Origin of the sequence: Mycobacterium asiaticum (assembly GCF_001673315.1) — a bacterium.
In the GTDB taxonomy this organism is placed as follows: domain Bacteria; phylum Actinomycetota; class Actinomycetes; order Mycobacteriales; family Mycobacteriaceae; genus Mycobacterium; species Mycobacterium asiaticum_B.
This window is the reverse complement of record NZ_LZLQ01000096.1, coordinates 24,786-50,656: the sequence shown is the minus strand read 5'-3', so window position 1 is coordinate 50,656 and position 25,871 is coordinate 24,786. Positions and strand designations below refer to the sequence as shown.

Sequence of the window (25,871 nt, the reverse complement as noted above, 5' to 3'; positions counted from 1 at the left end):
CATTTCGTCAACGAGGGTGTGTTAGCGGGGTGAAAACCAAAGCGCGAAGCGCGATATCGCGCGCCTCGCGCTCGCAACCATTGCCAGAGACAGGGCCGATCCGGCCGTGCTAGTCTGACGCGGGATGTTTTTTCGACATCCGTTCAAATGAGAAAGTTGATTAAGTATGACACAGGGAACTGTGAAGTGGTTCAACAGCGATAAAGGCTTCGGATTTATCGCTCCCGACGGCGACGAGGGGGATGTGTTCGTTCACTACTCCGAGATCACCGGGAGCGGATACCGGTCTCTCGAAGAGAACCAGCGGGTGCAATTCGAGATCGGCCAAGGCGCAAAGGGTCCCCAGGCGATGGGTGTGACAACGATCTAGACGGATCTAGACGGACCTAGACGGATCTAGACCGATCTAGACCAAGCCGTTACCGTGGGCTGGCAGGCAATGTCCTGTCAGCCCACGTTCGTTTGAATACCTGGTTCACGGCACAGCGGGACGGTGTGCCGCCCACGGATGAGCCTGTTCCAGTAGCGCGGCGACGCGAATCAGCACATCCTCCCTGCCATAGGCGGCGACGAGCTGGACGCCGATCGGCAGGCCATCATGGTTGCGGTGCAACGGCAGGCTGATCGCCGGCTGACCGCTCATGTTGAACGGCGGCGTGAACGCCGCGAATTCTCCGCCGCGGCGCATCGGCGCCGTCGGGTGCTCTGGGTCGCTTTCGAACTGCGCCAACGGAATTGGCGGCTCGGACACCGTGGGCGTGAGCAGCAAGTCCCAGCCGTCGGCCCACCACTGCTGCAGCGCACGGCGGAACGCGTACACCGCATTCTCCGCCGCGGCATAGTCGACAGCGCTCAGCTGCCGCGCCCGCTCGATCAGCACCCAGTTCACCGGCTCGATGTCCGCAGCGGTGATCTCCCGGCCGAGCGTCGCACTGAAACCACGCGCCGCCATCGCCATTGTCGTGGCCCACAGCGCCATGAACTTCTGCTGCAACGTCGTATCGGCCAGACAGGACGGCCACGCAGGTTCGACGATATGTCCCAAGCCTTCCAGCATCGACGCCGCGGAGCGCACTGCCGCAATGCAATCCGCGTGGAGGAACCCGCCGCGTGGGTGATGGTCGAGTAATCCGATGCGCAATCGACCGGGATCGGCACCAAGCTCTTCCAGATACGGCCGCTCCGGTGCCGGCGCGATCACGGTGTCGCCGACGCCCGGCCCGCGCACCGCGTCGAGCAATCCCGCCGTGTCGCGTACCGTGCGGCTGACGCACAACTCCACACCCAAACCCACTTCGGCGCGTACCGGTCCGACGGTGATCCGGCCCTGGCTCGGCTTGAGCCCCACCAGCCCACAACATGACGCCGGTATGCGGATGCTGCCCCCACCGTCGGAAGCATTGGCGAACGGAACCATCCCGACTGCGACCGCTGCGGCCGCCCCACCACTGGATCCGCCCGGGGTGCGATCCAAGTTCCACGGGTTACGCGTAGGGCCCCAGGCCAACGGCTGAGTGGTCGGCAGGCTGCCCATCTCGGGGCTGTTTGTCCGTCCGGCGATAACCAGCCCGGCCGCCTTGAAACGCGACACGAGCGTGGTGTCGGCGGTGTCGATGGTGCCCGCCTCCTTGAGCGCCATGTTGCCGTTGGACAGGGTCTGACCGGCGAAACTGGTGTAGAGATCCTTGAGCAGAAACGGGACTCCGCGGAACGGACCGTCGGGTAGGTCTGGGTCGGCCGCCACCGAACCAGCGTGCTCGAACCACTCGATGACCACCGCGTTCAACGCCGGGTTGGACTGCTCGATGCGTTCGATTGCCGCATCCAACAACTCGCTGGGCGTCACCTCGCCGTTTGCCACCAAAGCAGCCTGGTCGGTGGCATCCATCCATCGTGTTTCCTCAGCAAGAGCAGACATGGCTCTCGGTCTACCACGCGTCCGGATCAACCGTGGCGCGCCGCTTCCTGAACGAGTTGCACCCGAGAGGTCAGGCCAAGCTTGGTGTAGACGTGGGTGAGGTGGCTCTCGACGGTCCGCAATGAGATGAAAAGCCGTGCGGCTATGGCCTTGTTGGCCAGGCCGACGCTGACCAACTCGATCACGGCGCGCTCGGTGGGTGTGAGGGATCCCCAGCCACTGCTCGGCCGCTTCCGTGGACCGCGGCCTCGTTGCGCGTACGCGATCGCCTCCTCGGTGGACAAGGCAGCGCCTTCCGCCCACGCTACGTCGAAGTCGTTGTCGCTCAAAGTCTCCCGCAGCGAGGTCATCGATTGGTCGTGGTCAACGTCATAGGACTTGAAGCGGACCGAGCCCATGCGCTGCCGCAGTGCTTGCGCAGCACCGAAAAGCCGGGCCGCCTCGGTGTGACGGTCGGCATCCATGCTCAATGTCGCCAGCAGTTCGAAGAGGTCGGGAACAGCGAGCACACCATTGAGGCTGACCGCCGAAGTCAGGGCGTCATGCACGTCCCGTTCCGCCTTGTCCGATTCTCCTTGCGCGATCGCTACGCGTGCCCGAGCCGCCAGCGACAGCACGCGGTGCCAGCCCGCGCTCTCCACGACGGCCTCGTCTGCCTGGCGACGCGCCTTGTCCAGGTCGCGCTGCGCCAGTGTCGCTTCCGCACGCAGGTACCCATACATCTGTTGGTGATGGCGGTTGACGCGCAACTCCTCCCAGGCCGCAGTGCTTGCCACCGCTAGGTCGCTCACCACCCCCGCGGCCAGCGCTGCTAGCGCATGCACACCATGGGCATTGCCCAACCAGAGACCGCCAAGCTCAGTGATCACCCCCATCGGCGCGCTCAGAACAAGGCGGGCGGCCGGAACGTCGCCGCGGTAGGACAGCGCCAGGCCACCGAAGGTCGTGGCCAAGGACCAAGAGAGTGCGTCCCGGGTCGCCTGCGCGTCGATTTCAATCTCGCGCAGTCGGGACGCGCTGCCGACCACATCGCCGTGGACCAATTGCGCCCAGGCGAGCCAGATGCCGCAGTACCGGAGGGTGAATTGATCGCGGCTCTCTGTCGCCATTCGGTGACCCTCGCCGGCGACTTGCCGTACGGTCGTCGGATCGCCGGCCAGGAACGCGAAGCTTGCTTGCCAGCCGAGCACCTGACCGAGAGTCCACTTATCGCCCAAGGAGCGCGCCAGGCCTATCGTCTCATCGAAGTACTCGTGCTTCGCTTCGCCCTGACTGGCGGCCATCACGGCGCGGGCGGTGAGAGCCCGCACCAGCAGAGCCGGTTCGCCGATCTCGCGGGCCATCGCCACAGCCTGCTCGGCCCAGTCACCGCCATCGGTACCCACCGCCCAGGTGTGCAGCATGGCCTTGTCGGCGAGCGCGCGCGACACTGCGGACGGTGATGTCTCACCGTGCCGGTCGCTTTCGCCGAGCGCGACGTCGAACCAGCCCATCAAAGCCTCTTGAATTCTGCCCCGGACCACCCAGAGCGGGGCGAGAAGGGACGCCATTCGCAAGGCGGTCTCGGTATCTCCTCTGTCCAGACTCCAACTGAACGCGGCCCGCAAATTGTCGATCTCCGCTTCGACCGACGCTATGTACCTCCCATCGCTCGCTCGGACCGGGTCGTCGAGTGCGCCTGCGATGGCCAGGTAATGGTCGCGGTGCCGGGTGCGCACGTCCTCTCCTTCCCCAGACTCACCCAGCTTCTCCAGCGCATACTGCCGCATGGTCTCCAGCATCCGGTAACGCGTTGCCCCACCGGTGTTTTCGGCGAACAGCAGCGACTTGTCCACCAACAGGGTGACCTGATCCAACACCTGGTAGCGCTCGACCTCACCGCCCCCGCCAACGGCGCGCGCCGCCGCCAAGTCGAAGCCGCCAACGAACACCGCCAGCCGGCGAAACAGCACCTGTTCGGCTTGGGTCAGGAGGGCGTGTGACCAGTCGACCGACGCGCGCAAAGTCTGCTGGCGACGCACCGCTGTGCGAGTGGTGCCGGTGAGCAGACGGAACCGGTCGTGCAGGCTGTCCCGGATCTCTTCGACCGACAGCGCACGCACCCGCGCCGCCGCAAGTTCAATCGCCAGCGGCATGCCGTCGAGCCGCTTGCAGATCTCACTGACCGCGAGACCATGTGCACCGACCGCGAAATCAGGCCGGACCAGGCGCGCACGATCGACGAACAATTCGATCGCCTCATCGTCCAGCGACAGCGACGGCACCCGCCGCGTGGCCTCCCCCGCGACACCGATCGGCTCACGGCTGGTCACCAGTAGTCGCAATCCAGCGCAGCCGCCGAGCAGCGCTTTGATTGCCGCCGCCGTCGCATCCAGGAGATGCTCGCAGTTGTCCAGTACCACGAGCATCTGCCGGTCGCCGACGAACGCCAGCAACGTCTCCCTGGTCGAGCGGCTCGGCTGATCGGGCAGACCAAGAGCGCGCGCCACCGCGATCAACACGATGTCCGGATCAGCGATCGGAGCCAGGTCGACGAACCACACTCCGCCGTCCATACCGTCAGCCACCGAAGCCGCAACCTCTACAGCCAGGCGGGTCTTGCCTACCCCGCCCGCTCCGGTCAACGTCACCAGCCGGCCGGCGGATAGTGCTTCACGCACCTCGCTCACCTGCTCTGCACGCCCAATGAAGGTAGTCAGCTGGGTCGGAAGATGGTGCGCAGCATTGCTTTTTGCCGTTCGCAACGGCGGAAACTCGTTGTCGACACCGGGATGGCACAGCTGCAGCACCCGTTCCGGACGCGGAAGGTCACGGAGTTCGTAGGTCCCCAACTCCGCCAGCCACGCGTCCGCGGGCAGGTTGTCAACGACCATCGCCTCGGTCGCACTGGACAACACGGTTTGACCGCCGTGCGCCAAGTCACGCAATCGACCGGCACGGTTGATGGCCGGTCCGACGTAATTTCCCTCGGCGGTCTCGGGGTCGCGTAGCTGGATGTCGCCGGTGTGCAGCCCGATACGCAACCGGATCGGGGCCAGGTCAGCCAGCTGTAGGGCGAGCGCACAGGCCACCGCATCGCCGGCTCGATTGAACGCGACGACGAAGCTGTCGCCTTCACCCTGTTCGATCGGCCTGACGCCGTGATGCGTACTTACCAACTCGCCCAGCGTGCGGTCCAGGCGCGCTACCGCGGCCGCCGCCTCTTCCGGCCTGGTCTCCCAAAGCCGCGTCGAACCCTCGATGTCAGCGAGTAGCAGCGTCACCGTTCCGGTCGGCAGCTCATGCACGCCCAAGTCGCTCCAAATCAACGTGTCCATGCGGGCTGTTGCGCTCATGCTAACCAGCCTCAGCTCAGCCACACAGCAAAACATCCGTGCAAACTCTGAGGCTTGTTTTGACCGCGGCCGAAAAATGCCCGAGTCGCCGTTCGCAGCGACCGCATTTAGGCTCGATGGACACGATCTAGCGGGGGGAACGCTATGAGGGTGCCGATCCGGCTGTTCGCGTCCGAGCGCATGCGTGCGCTGGCCGCCTCATTTGCCTGTCTGGCCATTGCCTCGTGCGCCACCACCGCAACCGTGACGCCCCCCGCCGCGCAGACCACGCCCAGCACAGTCAAGCCGCCACCAAACGCCGTTGCGCCGCCGCCGCAGCACATCAGCGCGCTGGCCAAGGATTGGAAGACCTACGGGCAAACCGTCTACTTCGGCTGCCCGGGCGAATTCTCCGCCAGCAAATCCGCGCTGGAAGACATTCGACCCAAAATCCTGGATCCGAAATCAGCCGATTTGATCATGCCGGCGGTGCCGGCGGTTGCCCCCGGCGACACGGTCACGGGCGCGATGTGCGCGCTGTCAAACGACATCAGCGACATGAAAGTCGTGTACGTCCTCTCAACGGTCAAACCCGGAACCGTCGCCAAGAACACCGCTTATGTGTTCGACCTCAAGTCCAGTCAGCCGCTGGCCACCAGAGAACTGCAACCGCCCGCCCCCGACCTGAAACTCGCCCCTGCCAAGGACTGGCGGCTCGCACCGACCAGGACCGGCGTGGCGTGGCTCAACGCCTTCACCGACGCACGCCCAGTTGCATCGCCACCGCGCACCGTGATCCTGGCCAACACCGATCTGTCGACATTATGGGACGACCCACAGCAGGGGCGGGTATGGCAAGACATTCTTTCCTTTCCGCGCAGCACCGTGCCCGGTAGCACGGCGGGCGCCGAATTGCGGCTTCCCACAGGCGAACCGATACATCAAGACAACGACATCGCCACCGTAGATGGCGAACTTTCCGACGGGCCGGACAAACTCGTGCAGATCACCCGCTGGGATTCACAGCACCCACCCGTCATGTCCACCCAGTTTTTCGACCTGGCTTCCCGGTCGATGATCAAACTTGGTGACACCGAACGGATTTCGGGCGGCGGATTGGTGGCCACCCTGTCGGACGGGAAGCTGTTCGTCGATGGACGCGGTTCGGACACCTCGCAGTTCGGCTACGGGGTATGGAATCTGCGGACCCAACATTGGGATCTCTTGACCAGTCGGGACGAAGCCAAGAAACAACCGATCTCGAAGCTCGCGTTTTTCGGTGACCACCTGTATGTCACCAACACCGCAGGCACATTCTCGGTGCTTGCCCTGCCCGCCACCGAGCCGGTCGCAACCAACTGGTCCGGTCGGCCGTTCGGGCGGATAACGGGTTGGACGCTGGTCTGCCAGGGTGAGACCGCGCCATCCCAACACGGTGACTGCAAGGAGATCGTGCTGGTGCAGGACGCTGACGGCCGCTACCCCGGCCCGTGGTTCTGAGCGAATGCCTCGATGACCGCGAGGTCGTAGGCGCCGGCATCGGTGCCGAGGCCGCCCGCGACGTGAGCCGCTGTGGCGCACCCGAGTCGCGCCGACTGGGTCAGGTCACGGCCGAGAACGCGTCCGAGGATGAATCCCGCCGAGAACGCGTCGCCACATCCGGTGGTGTCGACAACGTCCACGGCGTAGGCGGGCACCGCGATTGTCTCGTCCGCGGTGACCACGAGGGCGCCCTCGCGGCCCCGGGTGACCGCGACGCATCCAACACCCGCGGCCACCAGCGTTCGAGCGCCTGCCTCCAGGTCGGCCGCACCCGTGAAGCCAAGTAACTGTTCGTCGTTGGGCAGCAGGTAGTCGGTGTGCGCAAAAGCCTCGACGATCCATGCCAGCAGTCCCGGATCGCCGGCCGCGAGGATGTCGACGGACGTGCTGAGTCCGTTGTCCCTGGCATGCCGCAGCAGTCTCGCGGCAGCCTGCCCACCAAGGAACTCCGGACCCCCCAGATGCACATGGGTCCCGCGAGCGACGTCGTCGAGATCGACGTCGCCGAGCGTGAATGTGGCGTTGGCGCCCACGCAATGCCACGCCGGCCGGTCGCCGTTGGGACGCACCGGAATCACCGATGCCGACGTCTGGCTGGCCGTGGTGCGCACCAAGCCAGAGACATCGACACCGTGCGACTCGAGTAACGCCAGTAGGGTGTCGCCCATCGGATCGGCGCCCACGGCGCCATAGGAACGGACGCGCGCCCCCAGGCGGCTGAGCACCACGGCGGTACCGCCCGCAGTGCCGGCCGGGGACACCTTGATCGTCTCGACGAGCTGACCCACTGAACCCTCGGGAATCGCGGCGACCCCGACGATGTGGGTATCTAGAACGTGCACCCCGACAACGGCGATGTCGACCTGAGTCACCATGTGGTTCCATTCACTCGGGGCAGCCGGAATTCACCGCAGCCAAATAATTGTTGACGAGTGCACCACAGTCAGAAGGGGTTCTGCCAATGAGTGAACGCGTCGCCATCATCACGGGTGCCTCGCAGGGAATTGGCGATGCCCTCGTCACCGGCTACCGAAAAAGCGGCTATGCCGTGGTGGCCAACTCACGCCACATCGGCGACAGCACCGATCCCCTGGTGCTTGCCGTGCCAGGTGACGTCGCGCAGCCCGGCGTCGGCGGCCAGATCGTCGAGGCGGCGTTGGAGCGCTTCGGTCGCGTCGACACCGTGGTGAACAACGCCGGGATCTTCGTCCCCAAGCCGTTCACGGAATATACCGATGCGGACTACGACGCGGTCACCGGAGTGAATCTTCGTGGCTTCTTTGAGGTTTCGCGTGCCGCGATCGGCGCGATGCTGGGCCGTGAGGGCGGCGGTCATGTGGTGAACATTTCCACCAGTCTGGTCGACCACCCGAATGCTCAGGTGCCCTCCGCATTGGCGTCACTGACCAAAGGCGGGCTCAACGCGGCGACCAAGGCGCTGGCGATCGAGTACGCGGCCCGCGGCATCCGGGTCAACGCTGTCGCGCTCGGCAACATCCGGACGCCGATGCACGACCCGTCGACCCATGACTTCCTGGCCAAGATGCATCCGCTCGGACGACTCGGCGAGATTGACGAAGTCGTCGACGCGGTGCTGTACCTGGAGGGCAACTCGTTTGTCACTGGTGAGATCCTGCACGTCGATGGAGGTCAAAATGCCGGACACTGATGCAGCACAGGCGGTCCGTGCGGTGATGGACTGCTGGAAGGCAGGCATCGACGCCCACGAACCGCAACGGGTAGCCGAGCTGTTCACCGGGGATGCCATCTTCCAGGGTTTGCGCCCCTACAGCGTCGGACCACAAGGCGTCGCAGCGTATTACGACTCTCAACCGCTGGGCATGACGGTCTCCTACGACATCCTGGAAACTCGTCGGGTCGCCGCCGGCAACGTGCTCGCGTACCTCAACGCCGATTTCTCGATCCCGGACCGGCCGATGATCAGCGTGCGCATCGGCATACTCGTCACACAGGCCGGCGGCAGGGCAAAGATCGCGTATTACCAGGCTTCCCGGATCGAGTGAGCCTCAGTCGGCCGGCGAGGTGTCGAAATTCGATCCAAGTCCCCGCTTGCCCTGCACGCGCTTGGCTACCGCCAGTGCAACACGCATGTCCGCAGGCGCCTTGTCCTCGCCGAGAGTGCCCTTTGTGATCGCGAGCGCGATCATGATGTCGGCGTAGGTGATGAACAGCCCGGCCCAGAACGCCCACCGCATGTTCGGGTCCGGGTCCGACACAAAAAACATCACCAGGAAGCTCGGGCCGACGATGCCGAATATGAACATCATGAATTGAATTCCGAGGTACCGCTTGAACGTAGACACGCGTGCTGCTCCTCAGTTCTCGTTCGCTCGTCGCGCCCGGGCCCGTCGCTTTCCCTCATGCATGGCGGCCACCCTTGCGACGGGAATGGTATGTCCTTGCTCAATCAGATCACGCGGGAGACGTTGCGGCCCGGGCATCGAATCGGCCCAGGGGTCACGGCCGGCCAGGGCGCCGATCGCCGTGTGCACGGTGAAGTCGGCGGGGCTGACTCGATCCAGGTCCGACCAGTCCAGCGGGAACGACACCGGCGTACCGGGGCGCAGTCGAGGGCTGTAGGCGGCGGCCACCGTCGCGCCCCCGGCGCGGGTCGCATCGACGAACACCTTTCCCGCGCGATCCTCGACGATGAACGCGGTCGTGGCCAAGGCGGGGTCGAGGGCTTCGGCGCGAGCGGCCAACGCGCGGGTGGCCGCCGCGACATCATCCACCGGCGCATGATCGTCGATGGGCACAAACACGTGAACACCTTTGGCGCCACTGGTCTTAACCGCGCCGGCTAGACCGCATCCCTGCAGCGCCCCACGGACGAGGTGGGCCACCTTCACCACGGCGGTGAAGTCGCCGTCGGCGGGCGGATCGAGATCCAGCACGAGATGAGTGGGCCGATAGACATTCTCGGCCAAGCCCAATGCGGGGTGGTATTCGACGGCACGCTGATTGGCGAGCCAGAGCAGTGTCCGGCGGTCATCACACACTGGATAATGCACCTCGCGGTGGGAGGCCTCAGCCCAGATCACCACCGTTCGTACCCAGTCCGGGGTGTACTTGGGCACGTTCTTCTGCATGAACGGCGCACGCCCGCGCAGCACTCTGAGCACTGTGAGCGGACGGCCGGCCAGGCCGGGCACAATCCTGTCCGCCACCGCGTCCAGATAGTCGATCAGATCGCGCTTCGTTGCGCCGGCGTCGGGACTGAGCGGCTGGTCCAGGTTGGTCAGATCGATACCGGCCCGCGACTCCCCGGAACTCATAGGCAAAGCCTATGCGCACCGCAAATCGACAGGTCCGAATCACTCAAGAAGGACTACCCAAGAAGGACTATCGTTGTTTTCCCAGGCAGTCGGTTCGAGGGCAGATGACGGTCATGAAGATGATGATGGCGGCACTCGTGGCAGCCGGTGCGCTGACATTTGCCGGCCCGCCGATTGCTCAAGCCGATCCGCCGCTTCCTGATCCGGCCTGTCTCGAAGATGGCTGTCACCTACCGCCCCAAGCGGCACCGCCTCCTGTTCGCGGGGTTCTGGGATGCGTCCGGGGTGTCTGCGTTCCCAAGCCCAATCCGCCCCGAACGCGGCACTAGCCTGCGGGTGCTCTGACGGTCAGCGGCTAACGTTGCGCGCTATGGGTGTATTGGACGGGCGGGTCGCATTCATCACCGGCGGGGCTCGAGGGCAGGGCCGGGCACATGCGCTGGCTCTGGCGGCTGAAGGCGCGGACATCGTCGCCGTTGACGCGCCCGCGCCGATGACCGGCCTGACCTACCCGCTGGGCACCGAGGACGACCTGCGCGAGACCGCCAAGCTGGTGGACGAACTAGGCGGACGGTGTTTACCGCTGGCCGTCGACGTGCGTGATTCGGCCCAGGTCAATGCGGCAGTCGAGCAGACCGTCGCAGATCTGGGCAGCCTGGACATCGTGGTGGCCAACGCCGGCGTCGTCAGCACGGGGCCGCTGGAACAGGTCACCGACCACATCTGGCAACAGCTGATCGACACCAACCTGACCGGCGTCTTCCACACGCTGCGGGCGGCCATCCCGATCCTGCGACGACAGCGTTTCGGCCGGGTGGTGGTGACCTCCTCGATGGGCGGCCGGATGGGTATCCCGGAACTCGCGGCCTACAACGCCACCAAGTGGGGCGTGATCGGGCTGGCCAAGTCCGTCGCCCTCGAGGTCGCCAAGGAAGGCATCACCGTCAACGTGGTTTGCCCGACGACGACTCAAACACCGATGGTGCAGCCCACCGGCGGTGACGACATCCCCGACGAGTTGGTGCGCCGCATGATGAAGGCCAATCCGATTCCGCAACCGTGGATCCAACCCGAGGACGTCAGCCGCGCAGTGGTCTACCTGGTCACCGATCCTGGCGTGGTGACCGGCAGCGTGCTGGAGATCGGCCTGGGCGGCAGCGCGCGGATCAACTGATGCCCCGTTCAATTCGCATTCGAGATGGAAGGCCTACCGCATGCCAGAGCTAGCAGATCCGCGCTTCCTCGACGAACGCCTGGCCCACTGGGCCGAGGCCAAGCCCGACGAGGAAGCCATCGATTACTTGGACCGGAACTGGACCTGGGCACAGTGGAACGACCGGGTGCGCCGCCTGGCGGGCGCTCTCACCGAGCTCGGAGTGCAGCGCGGAGATGTGGTGGCGTTCCTGGACAAGAACCACCCGGCCTGCGTTGAACTGACGATGGCCGCGGCGTCGTTGGGCGCGGCGAACGCGATCATCAATTTCCGGCTGGCCGCCGACGAACTCGACTATGTGATCAACGATTCGGATGCCAAGGTGCTGATCGTCGGGTCGGAGTTGAAGCCGAATGTCGAGAAGGTCCGGGCCGCCCTCACCAACATCGAGCACATCATCGAGGTCACCCCGGATGGCGCCGAGGGTGACGAATACGAGGCGCTGCTGGCCGGAGCGACACCCGTCGGCCGCTCCGACGACGTCCAGCCCGACGACGTGTGCATCATCATGTACTCGTCGGGCACGACCGGGCGCCCGAAGGGCGTCGAACTGACGCAGGCAAACCTGATAGCGCACACACTCAATGCGCATGAGGGCTTCGATTTCGACCCCGGCGACAAGAGCATGGTGTCGATGCCGCTGTTCCACGTCGGTGGGTCGTCCTACGTGCAGTTCGGTATTCACGACGGCGTTCCGAGCGTGATGACGCGCGACGTCGACGGCATGACGCTAGCCGGTGCAATCCTCAAGGGCGCCAACAGGACCTTCCTGGTGCCGGCAGTGCTGGCGAAAGTGCTGGAGTCCGGCGAAGACGCCGTGAAACTGTTCGGCGCGCTGAAGACGTATTCGTATGGCGCGTCACCGATGCCGTTACCGCTGCTGCGCGCGGCCCTCGAGGCGTGGCCGAATACGGACTTCATTCAGGCCTACGGACTAACGGAAGTATGTGGCGTGATCAGTCATCTACTCCCCGAGGCCCACCGCGCCCAGGACCACCCGGAGCGGTTGAGCAGCGCCGGCACGTTGGTGCCCAACGCCGAGGTGCGGGTGGTCGACCCGTACACCCTCAAAGACATGCCGGCGGGTGAACAAGGCGAATTGTGGTTCCGTACACCGCAATTGATGAAGGGCTACCACAACAAGCCGGAGGCCACAGCCGAGGCGGTCACCGAGGACGGCTGGTTCCGTACCGGCGACATCGGGCGTGTCGACGACGGCGGGTACATCTTTGTCGAGGACCGACTCAAGGACATGATCATCTCCGGCGGGGAAAACATCTACTCGATCGAGGTGGAGCGGGTGTTGGCCGAGCATCCGGCGGTGGCCGATGTTGCGGTGATCGGGGTGCCCGATGAGAAGTGGGGCGAAGTCGTCAAAGCTGTTGTCGCACTTGAGGGTGAAGCCACCGAGAAAGAACTGATCGCGTTCACTCGCGAGCGCCTGGCCGCCTACAAGTGCCCAAAGACGGTCGACATCGCCGACGAGTTGCCACGCAACCCGACCGGCAAGATCCTGAAGAAGGATCTGCGCAAGCGGTATTGGGACGGGCGCGACCGCGCCACGGTGTGACTCCGCGGTCAAGATGTAACCCGGCTTGGCAGAAGTCTTGGGAGACGGCTTGGCAGACGGCTTGGCGGAAGTTGCGGTGAAATCGTCCTTACCCCACGCGTAGGGAATTGGCGTCGCTAGCGCACCACACCGCGTAGCGTCACAAGTCCGAGTTCCTTGTGGGTGAGGAACCCTGGTGGTGCATCGCAGACGGCCGGGATCGTGTTGACCGGGCCCATCGCCGTCCAGGTGTATCCGGGATTTCCGTGATCACCGTTCTCATCGGCGGCGCCGCGCAGAATCAACTCGGTGGACACGTCGCCCTCCACTACCAGGCGGTAGTGGTAATAGCCGTCCCAGTCGGGCCTGGGGTCAATAGCGTCATGCTCGATGAACGAGTACATCTCGTGCAGGGTGATGAACGGTCTGCCGTCGACCCAGGCCGTCCACTCGTGTTGCTGGGCTGCCACGGTGCCCTTCTTGATGACCCCCTTCAAGCCGGGCATATCCATCTCTTCGGTTCCCTCGTAGGGGATGTCGCGCGTGGCCAGCCCGATTTTGGTCTCCGTTGTGAATTTGTCGACGGTCTTGCCCACGCCGTCCACCACCATGGACAGCGACTGTGCGAACAGGGACCACGCGGCCCCGAACAGATTCCCCGCTTCGAACTCAGCAGGTTGCTTCCCGAATCCCATTTCGTCCAGGTACTTGAGCGTGTCCTTGTTGAAGTTCACTACTTCATAGATGTGAATACGGTCGATGCGGCTCGCGATCCGGCACAGCGTCAGCACCAGCAGGTCCGCGGCAAAGCCGGGATGAATCCCGCCGCCGTGAAACGATGTGCCACCTTGCCGGCATGCTTCCTCGATCTTGTCGATGTCGGAGGCGTTCGTCTCGGTTCGGTACCACCACGCACCACCGGAGGCGACGACGTTCTTGCCGCCACGCAGCAGACGACAGATTTCGTCGATGTCGGACCACAGCGGTGCATAGAACACGCAGTCCGCATCCAGCGCTTCCAGAGCTGCCTTATCGGTTGTCGCGAGCACACCCAATGGGGCCACCCCGACGAGTTCGCCGGCATCCTTGCCGACCTTCTCGGGGCGGCTGCAAAGCACGCCGACGACCTCGTAGACGGGATTGTCGGCAAAGTGGCGCAATGCGAGCGTTCCCACATTGCCGATGCCCCACTGGATCACGCGATACTTCTTCTCCGCCGTCTGCGTCATCGCTACTCCTTCCACATGAGGCCGCGGAGAGTCTCCGCGGGTGGAATCTCATCGACGGCAATCAATCCCGCAGGCGCACGACACACCCAGTCGATGACATTCATGGCCCGAGCGGCCGTCGAGATACAACCGGCGTCTGTCGTGTCGAATACCGGATGCGAGACGTGCGTGTTGATCTCTATTCGGGGTTCACCCTCGGCGACGACCCGGTGTACCCCGGGTTGGCCGTCGGGCGGGAAGGGCCAATCGGGAGCCGCTGCGTCGGTGAGTCTGGTTATGTGCTCCAGCGTGATCACCGGCTGCCCGTCAACGACGCCCTCGGCGGCGAATCGGACCGCGGCCATTCCGCCCGGCTCGACTCTGGTCATGATGCAGTCGATCGGTTCGGGCGTGTACCAGCGTTCATCACGTTGTCGCACCTCGTCGAGTGTGATGCCAAGATGGTCTGCCAGATTCCGTACCGCGCCGCCAAACATGGACACCACCACGCCGGGCAGGAAGAGCATTGGCGGGTCGTCATCGGGTTTCAGACCGAAGCCCATTGACTTACCGGTGAATTCGTAATCGTCGTAGTTCGCGTAGTCGAAGATCTCCTGAACGGTGATCGCGGAAATGCGGGTAGTGAGGCTGCATGCCGAGTAGACCAGTGTGTCCCCGGAGAACCCTGGGTCGATTCCGTTGACGTACAGCGACGTGTTGCCCGCCTCACACGCCCGCTGCAGGGGGTCGCGCAGCCACTCATCGGCATGTCGTGGATTGGCAAGCCAAACCAGTGATGTGCCGACCACATTGGTGCCCGCGGCCAGAAATCTGGTGATCTGGTCGATGACCTCCATCGGCCGTGTCTCACCCAGAGCCGTGTAAACCACACAGTCGGCGCCCAGTGCGACGAGCGCGTCGACGTCGTCGGTGGCCGTGATGCCGGTTGGCTCGCTCAACCCGCACAACTCGGCGGCATCCTTACCTACCTTCGCCGGGCCGGATGCGTGGACTCCGACCAATTCGAAGTCTGGACGTCCGATGATGGCCCGCAACGAATGTCGTCCCACGTTCCCAGTGGAGAACTGGATCACCCGGCGCATCAGCAGCCTCCTCAGTAGTCAGGGATCGGCAAAGGCGAGTTGTTCGACTCGATTCCGCCGTCCACGTGGAAGATCGCATTGGTGGCGTAACAGTCGGCGGTGCTCAAGTACACGCAGAGGCGCCCGAGGTCCTCGACCTTGCCGAGACGATGCAGCGGTGTTGACTCCTGCATTTTCTCCAGCGACCCCGGCATCAGATCGAGGCTGGACTGCAAACCGTCGGTGGCGAACGAACCGAGTGCGATGGCGTTGACCCGGATCTTTGGCGCCAGCTCCTGAGCCATCGCGCGGGTCAGCGCTTCCAGGGCACCCTTGGCGGTGCAGTACGCGGCCAGTGCGCGGATGCCGAAACGTGCTGAACCGGAGGAGATGTTGACGATGTTGCCGCGTCCGGCGTCAATCATGTGCGGGGCGACGAGTTGGCTCATGATGAACGTAGACTTAACGCACCAGTCGAAGGCGAGTTGGAAATCCTCGTCGGTGATATCGAGAAACCTCGCGTACGTCGCTCCCCCGACGTTGTTGATCAGGATGTCCACCCGACCGAATTGCTCGATAGCCGTGTTGACCACTCGCTCGCCATCCGGGCGGCTCATCGCGTCGGCGACCAGCGCCAGCCCCTTCCCGCCGGCGGCCTCGATACCGTCGATGGTGGCCACGATGTCCGACTCTGTCCGAGCGGTGCCTACGACCGTCGCACCGGCCTCGGCGAGCACCCTCGCGATGCCCTGGCCCACACCCTTGCCGGCGCCGGTGACTATGGCCACCTGCCCCGTCAAATCGAACTGCTCCAACGCCATGCGAGCTCCTCCCAGGGTAGGCGGCATGCGGTGCGATACCGTAAATACCGTAGTCATCTAACGACGCAAATTGACTTAAGTCAACGATTGAGCCCGCCCGAATCTGGTCCCTCATCTGGTCGGAATGGGGTTGTCGCGATATTGTGTGCAGTCAAGTTTGCCTCCCAAACAGAACGGACAGCAGAGCCATAATGGCGGCGAGCAATAAGCTTTCGGCGCGCGAAACCAAGCGCTTGCAGACGCGGGAGCGGCTGATGGGAGCGGCTGTCGCCGAATTCAAGCGGTCCGGAATGGCCGACGCGGACGTCGGCAACATCGTGGCGGCCGCCGGGGTAGCCCACGGTACCTTTTTCTTCCACTTTCCCACCAAGGAACATGTGTTGCTCGAGTTGGAGCATCGGGAGGAGCAGCGCATCGCAAACCAGTTCGCCCGGTTCCTGGAGGCCGAGCACGACCTCGCGGATGCCCTGCAGGAAGCGGTCCGGCTCGTCTCCGGTCTGGAGCGTCGACTCGGCGGCGTCTTGTTCAAAGAGTTTCTGGCACTGCATTTTTCACAGACACGACCGCCAGCAGAAGACGGCAGAGACCACCCGATCATCGTCGGGGTCGCCCGTGAGATCGAGCAGGCGCAACAACGCGGGAGCGTGGACCCTGAGGTTATTCCGATGAACAGCGCCGTGTTCTTCTTGCTCGGGTTGTACGCACTTCTCACGACGACGAACACCTGGCCGACTCGCGACGCCATGCTCGGCGACTACGTCACCAGGACCCTGCGCAGCCTACAGCCACGGTAAGCCCTGTTGACCCCAGTCAGTTTCTGGACTAGAACAAGCTGGGGCAAGGGAGGTGAAATTGAATCTGCCTACTATCAACTTCCGCCGCTCGAACGCAGGCGTTCCGTCAACTGGTAATGCCGGCGAAGGGCCCACCTTCGACGAGCACATGGAGGAGTCGCGGCTTGCGCAGCGGCAGGCCGACAAGTGGTTGATCTCGGGGTCCCTGCTGATCGGCACGGCAGCGCTGGGCATCTTCGGCCTCCCCCTGTTCCTTCGCGGAGTCTGGCTGTTGCGCCGTGCACAGCGGACCGGCTTATCCGTGCGGCCGATGCTTGTCACCCTGCTTGGCTATCTGGTCATCATTGATGCGGCCATCAACACAGTGGGTTGGGCGCTGGACATGGTGGGCAACCACACTCTGCTTGGCAGAGTGCTTTTGGTGGGTTGGGGCAATATGTTCGATGCCGGTTACTTCTGGCACTTCAACGAATTGTGGATTGGCGGTGCGGCCGGCCCCGGCGAGAAAGGCTGGGAGGTCGGGTTGATCTTCACCGTATTCACCATGCGGATTGCGGCCGGCATCGGCTTCCTGCAGATGAAACGGTGGGGTCATCAGTGGATGGTCATCACCTGCTGGATGGGCGTGGTGATCTGGATCGGCTACGTGTTCAACATGACCATGTACGCCGACGTTCGCTTCGCCGGCGTCATACTTCCGGTCATCGGCTGGTGGCTCTACGACATCTTTTACATCACCCCCTTCCTTGCCATCCCCTATCTGCACACCGTCAACCGCGAGATCTTCTCTGACTGACTCCTGTCATTGCCAGGGGCCAAGTCAGCCGGCGTGGATTGACTGGTCTTCCAAGCACATCGACGCGCCCGCTCCTGCTCATTAATATTGACTTCAGTCAGCAAAAGGATTACAAAAGAGCACACGATGACTGCCCAAGTCAGAACGTCCGTGCGCGAAGCGCAGCGGTTGCAGACGCGCCAGCGCGTGCTGGGCGCGGCGCTGGCCGAGTTCCAACGGGCGGGAATGGCCGCCGCCGAGGTGAGCGCGATCATCAGCGCCGCGGGCGTTGCGCACGGCACGTTCTTCTTTCACTTCCCCACCAAAGAGCATGTCCTGCTCGAACTGGAGACTCGAGAAGAAGCGCGCATGGCGGCCGAACTCGTGCGCTTTGTGACGAAACCTCGTGACCTGGCTGACGTTCTGGCCAGCGCGGCACAACTCGTCGTTGATCTCGAACAGCGGCTCGGCAGCCCACTCTTCAAAGACTTCCTGGGAATCCACTTCTCACCCACTCGTCCCAAGCGTGATGAGGAATGGACCGATCACCCGCTAATTGTGTTGCTGGTCAGCGAAATTCAGCGAGCACGCGATCTCGGTGAAGCGCACGCTGATGTCGACCCGTTTTACAGCGCTGTTCTATTCCTGCTGGGCGTCTACGGGGCGCTGAGCACGACGCCGTCCGGTCACGCGCGCGACACGATGCTCGGTGAGCTCATCGCCACTGCTGTCAGGAGCCTGGAGCCTCGATGAATCCCGCAACCCGACAAGGAGATTGACGCATATGGATATGGTTTGGGAGCTATTGCGGTACGTCGGCGCATGGGGCGGTACCGCATTGATCATCTGGTTCTGGTACTGGATGTTCTCCAACATCGGAACGTTCTGAGCACGTGTCCGAAGCGGCCGACACGTCGGCGATGTCGATAGAGCGCAGTTGCGCATTGACGGCGGTGGCGCTCAGTGACCGGCGCCGCGAAGGTGCCCGGTTGATGACCGGCGCCCAACGCAACTTCGGCTTGACCGGCGACTTGGACATTGTGCTCGTCCCCTACCCGTCGTTCGCCCGCGACTGGACGCGGCGGACGTTGACGTGCGGGGTTGCCCTGCAATGCTCACCGTCGAAAGAGCGCCTCGCCCATTACCGGCTGACCGATCTCTCTGCGCGAGAACACCGCGCCCTGGTAATCGTTGAGGCGTCTGTCGCCGTGGGCTGGATCGCCGCCAAGTGGCCAGGGCTGATGCCCGAGTTGCACAGGGTGCTGCCTAACATCGAGGTCGGCGACCCAGACCTCGATGCGGCGGCGATGTTCGACCGAGCAATCGAAATGGCGCGCGCCGGTCAGTCGCTTCCCGAGTATCGCCTGCTCGGCACGTTACCGCGCACCTACTCGAGTGCTCGCGGGTTGGCCAGTGCAATCAAGAGATTCGGCCGTATGCCGTGGACCACGACCCAGAAGCGCCATCCCCGTGCTCATTCCGTTCCGGTGGGCGGCGACGGTGGTGTGCGCAACCCCAACCTGCCGCCGCCGAGTCGGCCCGAGGACAACGACCTGGAAATCAGCCCCGAACGCCGACAGGGCATTCCTTATCCCGAGTGGAATGCGTGGACCAAGAGCTTCCTGACGGACCACGTCTCGGTTCTCGAACTTCCACCCGGGCCGCGCGCCTGTCAGCCGCAGCCGCTCTCGGCGAATTTACGCAAATGGTTCGAGGAACACACGCACCGCGCAATGACCAACGGGCTCGAAGACGGATCCGACCTCGACGTCGACCAATACGTCCGCCACTACATCGACACCATGACCAGCCAGACCAGCGAACCCAGAATATTTCGGGAGCTGCTGCCGAGCGGCCGCGACGTCACCACGGCCTTGTTACTAGACGGGAGTTCGTCATTGGGCGTGCACGGCGGCCGCATCTTCCGGCTGGAACTGGAATGTGCCGATGCGCTATCCCGAGCCATGAGTCTCGCCCGCGAACGGCACGGCATTTTCGTCTTTACCGGAAACACCAGGCATCGCGTCGAAGTTCGCTGCCTCAAGGATTTTCGCGACAGCCGATATGTGGCACCGGGCAGCCTCGGCCTGATGACCGGCGGCTACACCAGGTTGGGCGCACCGATTCGCCACTTGACTTCGCGCCTGCTGGCGCAGCCTTCGGAGCGCCGTCTGCTCATCGTGATCGGCGACGGACTGATGTCCGACGAAGGCTACGAAGGGCGCTACGCATGGGCCGACGTAGCCCACGCCGTCGAGGAAGCCAACGACGCCGGTGTCTCGGTGTACTACGTCGGTGTCGGACCGACACGCGTCGACCCCCTACCCGAGGTATTCGGACCCCGCCGATCCCGACGAATCAAACGCGTCGAGGAACTACCGCGCGTCCTTGCCCACGTCCACCGAGAGTTGGTTGCCGCATGACCGACACCTACATTGCCAACGGCAACGAAGTCGAATTGTTCGAACAGGCCTACCGCGAACGCATTCCGGTGATGCTAACCGGACCGACCGGCTGCGGTAAGACCCGTTTCGTCGAACACATGGGTGTGCTGCTTGGACAACCCGTCGTCACCATCAGCTGTCACGACGATCTCACCAGTTCCGACCTCGTTGGCCGGTTCATGGTCACCGGCGGAGACGTGGTGTGGGCCGACGGGCCGCTGACCAGAGCCGTCAAGGCTGGGGCAATCTGCTATCTCGACGAGGTCGTGGAAGCCCGGCACGACTCACTGGCCATCCTGCACTCACTCACCGATCACCGCCGTGCCCTTTTCCTCGATCGCGCGGGCGAAGTTGTCCAGGCACCGGATTCGTTCATGCTGGTCTGTTCCTACAATCCCGCCTACCGCAGCTCACTGAAGGAGCTGAAACCGTCCTTCCGACAACGATTCGCCACGTTGCCAATGAAATACCTGCCTCCCGACCAAGAGGCAGAGGTTGTCGTTGCAGAGTCAGGTGTGGAGATTGCGACCGCCAATCGACTTGTCCATTGCGCCAATGCCATTCGTAACGCCGACGACGTCTTCCATTTCGAGCCGCCGTCGACCAGGGTGCTGGTCACTGCCGCGAAGCTGATTGCGGCCGGCGCCTCAGAAATGAACGCGGCCGAAGCCTGCATACTCGCCCCGCTGAGTACCGACGGTGCGATCAACGACGGTTTGCGTGAAGTCGCGGCAGCGACATTGGTCGCGAGCAACCCCTGAGAGCACGAGAGGAAAGGCAGTACGAAATGGTGGATCAACAAGAGCGCAAGCGCAAGAAAGCACTGATCGTCTTCCAGATCTTCATCTACGGTTACCTGCTGATCATGTTCGGCATCCAGCTCTACATGTCCTTCGCCCGGGGTTGGTGGGATCTGTGAGTCTTTCTGTCGCGCCAGGTGATTCAATCAGCCTGGCCGAGCATGATGACGAGTCGCGGCTTGCACAACGTCGGGCCGACAAGTGGATGATCGTCGGCGCCGGCTTGATGGGATGCTGGGCGCCCGGTCTGATCGGGTTCCCCATCTTCATGCGCGGAGTCTGGTTGCAGCGCCAGGCGTTGCGCGCGGGCCTGTCGGTTCGGCCGATGATCATCACCTTGATCGGTTACCTGGTCCTGATCGACGGAATGCTCAACACCCTTGGCTGGTCCTTGGATCTCGTCGCCAACCACACCTTGATCAATCGGGTGCTGATGGTCGGGTGGGGCAACATGTTCGATGCCGGCTACTTCTGGCACTACAACGAATTGTGGGTCGGCGGCGCGGCGGGCCCCGGTGAAAAGGCCTATGTGGCGGGGCTGATTCTCACCGTGTTCTCGATGCGGGTCGCCGCGGCGATCGGATTCCTGCAGATGAAGCGGTGGGGCCATCAATGGATGATCATCACCTGCTGGATGGGCACGGTCATCTGGACCGCATACGTGTTCAACATGACGATGTACGCTGACGTGCGCTACGCCGGTGTCGTCTTCCCGGTGATCGGCTGGTGGTTGTTCGACATCTTCTACATCACGCCGTTCCTTGCGATCCCTTACCTGCACACCGTGAACCGTGAAATCTTCTCGGACTAAGAGGAATCAACCATGACAACCACACCAGCCGATACCGCGAAAGACGCTACGGCAGAAGACCTTCCGCCAGGCACGACGCCCTACTACGCCCGCATGCACAAGTGGATCAAGCGCGCGGTCCTGGTGTGCCTGATCGCTCTGGTGATCGAGGGCGCGTTCACACTGCCGTTCATGGCGGTCTATTACGGCTATCCGACTTTGAGTCTCACCGAGATCTGCAGTGAGTTACTCAAAGTCCGCTACTCCGACGACGCCCTGGAGTGCAAGTACCCCTACCCACCGCTGGGACCACCCGAGGGCGCCGAAGGCAAGGACACCGCCAAAGACGTGTGGGGCATTCAGCCGATACCGAAATACCACCGGCTGGGGTTCCGTGAACTGGTGCGCATCCACGACGAAAGGCTTGCCCGTCAGGCGCAACAGCCGGCCGGCGCGAGACCGTGACAAAGAAGCTGCGCGTCGTCCAGTGGACGACGGGCAACGTGGGCAAGAAGTCCGTCCACGCGATCACCGCTAACACACAGCTGGAACTGGTCGGTTGCTACGCATGGTCGCCGGAAAAGGTCGGCCGTGACGTCGGGGAGCTGTGCGGCATCGCGCCCCTCGGAGTCCAGGCTACCGACGATGTCGATGCGCTGCTCGGGCTGAAACCCGACTGTGTCGTCTACAACCCCATGTTCACCGATGTCGATGAGGTGGCCGGCATTCTGCGCGCGGGAATCAACGTCGTGACCACCTCAGAGTTCATCACGGGGCATCAACTAGGTGCCGCCCGGGACCGCATCATCGACGCGTGTGCGCACGGGGACTCGACCATTTTCGGCAGCGGCATAAACCCGGGGTTCATTCAGCTCCTCGCGATCGTCACGGCCGGCCTCTCCGACCGAGTCGACCGGATAGCAATCGTCGAATCCTTCGACACCAGCATCTACAACTCGCCGGCGACGGAGATACCGATGGGTTTCGGGTACCCGATCGATCAGCCGGATCTGCACGCCATCACCGAAAAAGGATCTGGCATTTTTCGCGAAGCCGTGCAGCTACTCGCCGATGCCCTCGGCGTCCAACTCGACGACATCAGTTGCACCGCCGAGTATGCCCAAACCACAGACGATCTCACGCTCCCGGGCGACTGGACAATCAAGAAGGGATGTGTGGCAGGCATCGACGTCCGGTGGAAGGGAATCGTCGCCGCCCGTGAAGTGGTTGAACTCCGCGCCGTGTGGACCAAGGGTCAGTCGCTGGACCCGGCCTGGTCGACGAACTTCGGTTACACCGTCACGGTCGAGGGCCGCCCCACCATCAAGACAACACTGAATTTCGAGCCGCCTCCGGACTTTCACGGCGAATCGATCGAGGACTACATCATGCTCGGGTTGACAATTACCGCAATGCCGCCGATCACCGCGATACCCGCGGTTGTCGCGGCGCCGCCCGGCATCGCCACCTACACCGACCTTCCCCTGCTGCTTCCGCGGGGCGTGCTGGCACGCAACTGACACGCAACTGAAAGGACGGCATTCGATGTCGAAGACATATCGCGTCATCCAGTGGATGACCGGAGATGTCGGGCAAGTGGCGCTCCGGCATTTCGCGGACAGCCCCGTGTTCGAACTGGCTGCCGTCCTGGTGCATACGCCCGAGAAGGTCGGCAAAGACGCGGGGGACATCGTCGGCATTGCGCCGACAGGAGTCATTACCACCGACGACATCGACTCGGTGCTCGCGACCCAAGCCGACTGCGTGTTCTACACACCGATCATCATGGATGTCGATACGGTCTGCCGACTGTTGCGGTCCGGCAAGAACGTCGTGACCACCAGCGGATTCTTCCACCCTTCCAGAGACTTTCGCGAGGAGGCCGCCAAGATTGAAGCCGCCTGCCGCGAGGGTAGAACCAGTTTCCACGGCGGCGGCATCCATCCGGGATACGCTGGTGACCTGCTGCCCCTGACCCTTGCCCGCGTCATCAGTCGGATTGACAAGATCGAGGTGTACGAGGTGGTCAACGTGCTTGCCGACGCACCCCTGGACCACATCGACTGGTTGGGCTTCGGTAAAGCCAAGGATGAATTCCTCTCGTCACCAACAATTCTGGGCCTGGGATTGCCGTTCTTCGCACAATCGATGTACATGCTGGCGGACGGCCTCAGCGTCGAAATCGAGGACATCAACTACGAATTGACCGTTGCTACCGCCACCGAAGATATTTCGCACGGATTCGGTGTGATTCCCAGCGGGACGGTCGCCGCGCAGCATCACACCTGGACGGCGTTGGTCGAAGGTCGACCGCTGATCGTCTTCCATGCCATCTATCTGACGGGTGGTCCCGACGCCATCGAGCCGGCGTGGGATTGGGGGAAGACGCGCTACCGCATCGTGATTGACGGTGATCCACCGAGCGCTCTGACCTTGGAAGGTGTCGAGGTGACCGACGGAACTACCCCTTCTTCCATGACACATCCCGGCTACAACTGGACCGCGATGGGTGCCGTCAACGCCATTCCCGACGTGTGCGATGCGGAGCCGGGGTGGCTGACCCATCTGGATCTCGGTTTGGTCCGGCCGCGGGGGCTGGTACGCAAATGACCTCCGCGACCAGTGCGCCCAGCATCTTCGACGCAGGACTCCCAACGCTCAACTACGACGTCGACGAATCGCCACATGCGGTCTGCGATCGAATCCGGGCGGCCCAACGAGCCGCCCCGATGGCCCTCGGACCGCTTGGGCCCGAAGTGCTTTCGTACGAAATGGCTAGAGGCATTCTTCGGGACGCCCGGTTCGTCATCCCCCCGGGTCTACATTTGGCTGCTCAGGGCGTGACGTCAGGTCCACTGTGGGACCGGGTTGTCGGGAGCATCATCTGCGCCGAAGGCGCCGAACACCACCGGCTGCGCAGCCTGGTCTCGCGGGCCTTCACCCCTCGCGCGATCGCCCGGCTCGACGACACCATCGAGACGGTGCTCAACGACCTGATCGACGGCGTGGCGGCCGCGGGACGCTGCGACATCGTCACCGATATCGCCCGGCACTATCCGATCCCGATCATCTGCGCGTTACTCGGTGCGCCACGCGCAGATTGGGGGCAGTTCGAGGGATGGGCCGAAGCGATCTTCAAGATGGTCAACTTCTCGGTCAACCTGGTCGACGAGATGCCGACCGTCCTTCGCGGTTGGGCCGAACTCGACGCTTACGTCGACGACATGATCGCCGAACGGCGGCACCACCTGACCGAGGACCTGCTCTCTGATCTCATCCGCGCCGAGGATCACGGCGACCGACTCAGCGCCGACGAATTGCGCATGACGGTAGCTGGACTGCTCCTTGCCGGCACCGATACCACCCGCAATCAGCTGGCCGCCTCCCTGCAGGTGCTGCTGGATCATCCCGAGCAGTGGGCGGTGCTGCGTGAACGTCCGGAACTGGCCATGTCCGCGGTCGAAGAGAGCATGCGTCACTCGCCTGCCGTCTGCAACACGGTCCGTACCGTAGCTGAGGACGTCGAGTTCGGCGGATACACCTTCCCGGCCGGCGCGTTTATCGTCGTCAATTCCTTTGCAGCCAACCGTGATCCCGCGATCTATCAGGATCCCGACCGCTTCGACATCACCCGGCAGGGGGCCCCCGCGGTGTTGACGTTCGGTGGCGGCGCGCACTACTGCCTCGGTGCGAACCTGGCCAGGATGGAATTGGCCGCAGGACTCAAGATTCTGGCGCAACGGATGCCCGATGCCCGTCGAGTGGGACCGGCCCCCTGGAAGCCGATGATGGGCATGAGCGGGCCGACCAGCCTGGTCGTCGAGTTCGGCCCGCAACGATGACCGACACACCGTCGCGGCTGCATCATGTTGTCTTCGCGGTAAGCCGGGACCGGCACGACAATGTGGGGCGACTGTTCACCGAACTGGGCTTCAGCTTCAACGACGCCACTCTGGACGAGTTGGGACTTCGGGTGATGTTGGACTGGGATCGGGGTATCGAACTGATCAGTCCCGAGCCGGGATCTACCGCAGAGGTGGCGGCCTCGGTGAAGGAGTTCCTCGCCACCCACGGCGACGGCGTCTACACAGTGGTGGTGCAGGTTCCCGGCGCGTCCGCGGCGGAAGACATCGCCAAACGCTACGGCGCGATAACCCGATTCCGACAGGGCTTCTCTGGTGCTGGCAACTATCTCGAGGAGATCGACCTTTCGGTGTGCGGGCTGCCGCTGACGTTCCTGGCCACCAATCTGCCGTGAACATTCACGCCGAGCCTGGTTGACATCGCCCCGTTGGGGGTATCTCACCGGCAGCCCTGCGGGCAGG

General features: G+C 63.5%; 26 protein-coding genes. 18 read left to right on the top strand and 8 right to left on the bottom strand.

Annotated elements, in window-relative coordinates; all coding sequences use genetic code 11:
- Positions 1 to 166: 166 nt before the first annotated feature.
- Entirely contained in the window at positions 167 to 370 is a 204-nt protein-coding gene (locus A5636_RS14865) for a cold-shock protein (protein ID WP_065159404.1), read from the top strand.
- A 105-nt stretch (positions 371 to 475) separates the two neighbouring features.
- On the opposite strand, the gene A5636_RS14860 is transcribed toward A5636_RS14865, so the two are convergent.
- Together A5636_RS14860 and A5636_RS14855 are read right to left on the bottom strand one after the other, a co-directional pair.
- Entirely contained in the window at positions 476 to 1,918 is a 1,443-nt protein-coding gene (locus A5636_RS14860; protein WP_065159403.1) for an amidase, read from the bottom strand.
- Positions 1,919 to 1,944: 26 nt separating this feature from the next.
- The gene (locus tag A5636_RS14855) at positions 1,945 to 5,253 is read right to left on the bottom strand and encodes a LuxR family transcriptional regulator (protein ID WP_155763830.1); all 3,309 of its coding nucleotides are present in this window, start codon (positions 5,251 to 5,253) and stop codon (positions 1,945 to 1,947) included.
- Between the two features lie 180 nt (positions 5,254 to 5,433).
- Here A5636_RS14855 and A5636_RS14850 point away from each other — a divergent pair, with 180 nt between their 5' ends.
- On the top strand, positions 5,434 to 6,732 hold the full coding sequence (locus A5636_RS14850) for a hypothetical protein (protein ID WP_065159469.1): 1,299 nt from the start codon (positions 5,434 to 5,436) through the stop codon (positions 6,730 to 6,732).
- Here the strand turns inward: A5636_RS14850 and A5636_RS14845 are convergent.
- The gene (locus A5636_RS14845) at positions 6,711 to 7,649 is read right to left on the bottom strand and encodes a carbohydrate kinase family protein (RefSeq protein WP_155763829.1); all 939 of its coding nucleotides are present in this window, start codon (positions 7,647 to 7,649) and stop codon (positions 6,711 to 6,713) included. The two genes, A5636_RS14850 and A5636_RS14845, sit on opposite strands and share 22 nt — an antisense overlap.
- A gap of 86 nt (positions 7,650 to 7,735) precedes the next feature.
- On the opposite strand from A5636_RS14845, the gene A5636_RS14840 reads away from it, so the two are divergent.
- Together A5636_RS14840 and A5636_RS14835 are read left to right on the top strand one after the other, a co-directional pair.
- Positions 7,736 to 8,443 (top strand): SDR family NAD(P)-dependent oxidoreductase, encoded by a 708-nt coding sequence (locus A5636_RS14840; RefSeq protein ID WP_065159401.1) that lies wholly within the window; start codon positions 7,736 to 7,738, stop codon positions 8,441 to 8,443.
- Positions 8,430 to 8,798, top strand: a complete 369-nt coding sequence (locus tag A5636_RS14835) for a nuclear transport factor 2 family protein (protein WP_065159400.1) — start codon at positions 8,430 to 8,432, stop codon at positions 8,796 to 8,798. Before A5636_RS14840 ends, A5636_RS14835 begins: the two co-directional genes overlap by 14 nt.
- 3 nt (positions 8,799 to 8,801) lie before the next feature.
- Here the strand turns inward: A5636_RS14835 and A5636_RS14830 are convergent, their stop codons facing one another.
- Entirely contained in the window at positions 8,802 to 9,098 is a 297-nt protein-coding gene (locus A5636_RS14830) for a hypothetical protein (RefSeq protein ID WP_065159399.1), read from the bottom strand.
- 12 nt (positions 9,099 to 9,110) lie between these two features.
- Positions 9,111 to 10,070, bottom strand: a complete 960-nt coding sequence (locus tag A5636_RS14825) for a DNA polymerase domain-containing protein (protein ID WP_065159398.1) — start codon at positions 10,068 to 10,070, stop codon at positions 9,111 to 9,113.
- A 370-nt stretch (positions 10,071 to 10,440) separates the two neighbouring features.
- Here A5636_RS14825 and A5636_RS14820 point away from each other — a divergent pair, with 370 nt between their 5' ends.
- Together A5636_RS14820 and A5636_RS14815 are read left to right on the top strand one after the other, a co-directional pair.
- The gene (locus tag A5636_RS14820; RefSeq protein WP_065159397.1) at positions 10,441 to 11,244 is read left to right on the top strand and encodes a mycofactocin-coupled SDR family oxidoreductase; all 804 of its coding nucleotides are present in this window, start codon (positions 10,441 to 10,443) and stop codon (positions 11,242 to 11,244) included.
- 40 nt (positions 11,245 to 11,284) lie between these two features.
- Entirely contained in the window at positions 11,285 to 12,853 is a 1,569-nt protein-coding gene (locus A5636_RS14815) for a long-chain-fatty-acid--CoA ligase (RefSeq protein ID WP_065159396.1), read from the top strand.
- Positions 12,854 to 12,969: 116 nt separating this feature from the next.
- Here A5636_RS14815 and A5636_RS14810 read toward each other — a convergent pair whose 3' ends face one another.
- Genes A5636_RS14810 through A5636_RS14800 form a run of 3 tightly spaced genes read right to left on the bottom strand, consistent with a single transcriptional unit; the run spans position 12,970 to position 15,943 of the window.
- Positions 12,970 to 14,061 carry an NAD(P)H-dependent amine dehydrogenase family protein gene (locus A5636_RS14810; RefSeq protein ID WP_065159395.1) on the bottom strand — a complete coding sequence of 364 codons (1,092 nt, stop codon included), beginning with the start codon at positions 14,059 to 14,061 and terminating at the stop codon, positions 12,970 to 12,972.
- A gap of 2 nt (positions 14,062 to 14,063) precedes the next feature.
- Positions 14,064 to 15,143: an NAD(P)H-dependent amine dehydrogenase family protein gene (locus tag A5636_RS14805; protein ID WP_065159394.1), complete on the bottom strand. Its 1,080-nt coding sequence runs from the start codon at positions 15,141 to 15,143 to the stop codon at positions 14,064 to 14,066.
- A gap of 11 nt (positions 15,144 to 15,154) precedes the next feature.
- Positions 15,155 to 15,943 (bottom strand): SDR family NAD(P)-dependent oxidoreductase, encoded by a 789-nt coding sequence (locus tag A5636_RS14800; RefSeq protein WP_065159393.1) that lies wholly within the window; start codon positions 15,941 to 15,943, stop codon positions 15,155 to 15,157.
- Positions 15,944 to 16,134: 191 nt separating this feature from the next.
- Between A5636_RS14800 and A5636_RS14795 the strand changes: the two genes are divergently transcribed.
- The 12 genes from A5636_RS14795 to A5636_RS14745 all read left to right on the top strand — a co-directional run bounded on the left by A5636_RS14795 (position 16,135) and on the right by A5636_RS14745 (position 25,804).
- Positions 16,135 to 16,737, top strand: coding sequence for a TetR/AcrR family transcriptional regulator (locus A5636_RS14795; RefSeq protein WP_065159392.1), 603 nt, complete (start codon positions 16,135 to 16,137; stop codon positions 16,735 to 16,737).
- A gap of 148 nt (positions 16,738 to 16,885) precedes the next feature.
- Entirely contained in the window at positions 16,886 to 17,533 is a 648-nt protein-coding gene (locus A5636_RS14790; protein ID WP_065159391.1) for a hypothetical protein, read from the top strand.
- A 126-nt stretch (positions 17,534 to 17,659) separates the two neighbouring features.
- The gene (locus A5636_RS14785; protein WP_065159390.1) at positions 17,660 to 18,265 is read left to right on the top strand and encodes a TetR/AcrR family transcriptional regulator; all 606 of its coding nucleotides are present in this window, start codon (positions 17,660 to 17,662) and stop codon (positions 18,263 to 18,265) included.
- 140 nt (positions 18,266 to 18,405) lie between these two features.
- Positions 18,406 to 19,935, top strand: a complete 1,530-nt coding sequence (locus tag A5636_RS14780) for a nitric oxide reductase activation protein NorD (RefSeq protein ID WP_065159389.1) — start codon at positions 18,406 to 18,408, stop codon at positions 19,933 to 19,935.
- Positions 19,932 to 20,717, top strand: a complete 786-nt coding sequence (locus A5636_RS14775; protein WP_065159388.1) for a CbbQ/NirQ/NorQ/GpvN family protein — start codon at positions 19,932 to 19,934, stop codon at positions 20,715 to 20,717. The genes A5636_RS14780 and A5636_RS14775 overlap by 4 nt, the downstream gene beginning before the upstream one ends.
- 26 nt (positions 20,718 to 20,743) lie before the next feature.
- Complete coding sequence (locus A5636_RS27620) at positions 20,744 to 20,875, top strand: hypothetical protein (RefSeq protein ID WP_036352406.1); 132 nt, start codon at positions 20,744 to 20,746, stop codon at positions 20,873 to 20,875.
- 86 nt (positions 20,876 to 20,961) lie between these two features.
- Positions 20,962 to 21,567 carry a hypothetical protein gene (locus A5636_RS14770; RefSeq protein ID WP_436405282.1) on the top strand — a complete coding sequence of 202 codons (606 nt, stop codon included), beginning with the start codon at positions 20,962 to 20,964 and terminating at the stop codon, positions 21,565 to 21,567.
- A 12-nt stretch (positions 21,568 to 21,579) separates the two neighbouring features.
- Entirely contained in the window at positions 21,580 to 22,011 is a 432-nt protein-coding gene (locus A5636_RS14765) for a hypothetical protein (protein ID WP_065159386.1), read from the top strand.
- Positions 22,008 to 23,066, top strand: coding sequence for an NAD(P)H-dependent amine dehydrogenase family protein (locus A5636_RS14760; protein WP_065159385.1), 1,059 nt, complete (start codon positions 22,008 to 22,010; stop codon positions 23,064 to 23,066). Before A5636_RS14765 ends, A5636_RS14760 begins: the two co-directional genes overlap by 4 nt.
- A gap of 25 nt (positions 23,067 to 23,091) precedes the next feature.
- Positions 23,092 to 24,156 carry an NAD(P)H-dependent amine dehydrogenase family protein gene (locus tag A5636_RS14755; RefSeq protein ID WP_065159384.1) on the top strand — a complete coding sequence of 355 codons (1,065 nt, stop codon included), beginning with the start codon at positions 23,092 to 23,094 and terminating at the stop codon, positions 24,154 to 24,156.
- Complete coding sequence (locus A5636_RS14750) at positions 24,153 to 25,388, top strand: cytochrome P450 (RefSeq protein ID WP_065159383.1); 1,236 nt, start codon at positions 24,153 to 24,155, stop codon at positions 25,386 to 25,388. Before A5636_RS14755 ends, A5636_RS14750 begins: the two co-directional genes overlap by 4 nt.
- Complete coding sequence (locus tag A5636_RS14745; RefSeq protein ID WP_065159382.1) at positions 25,385 to 25,804, top strand: hypothetical protein; 420 nt, start codon at positions 25,385 to 25,387, stop codon at positions 25,802 to 25,804. Before A5636_RS14750 ends, A5636_RS14745 begins: the two co-directional genes overlap by 4 nt.
- The last annotated feature ends 67 nt before the right edge of the window (positions 25,805 to 25,871 follow it).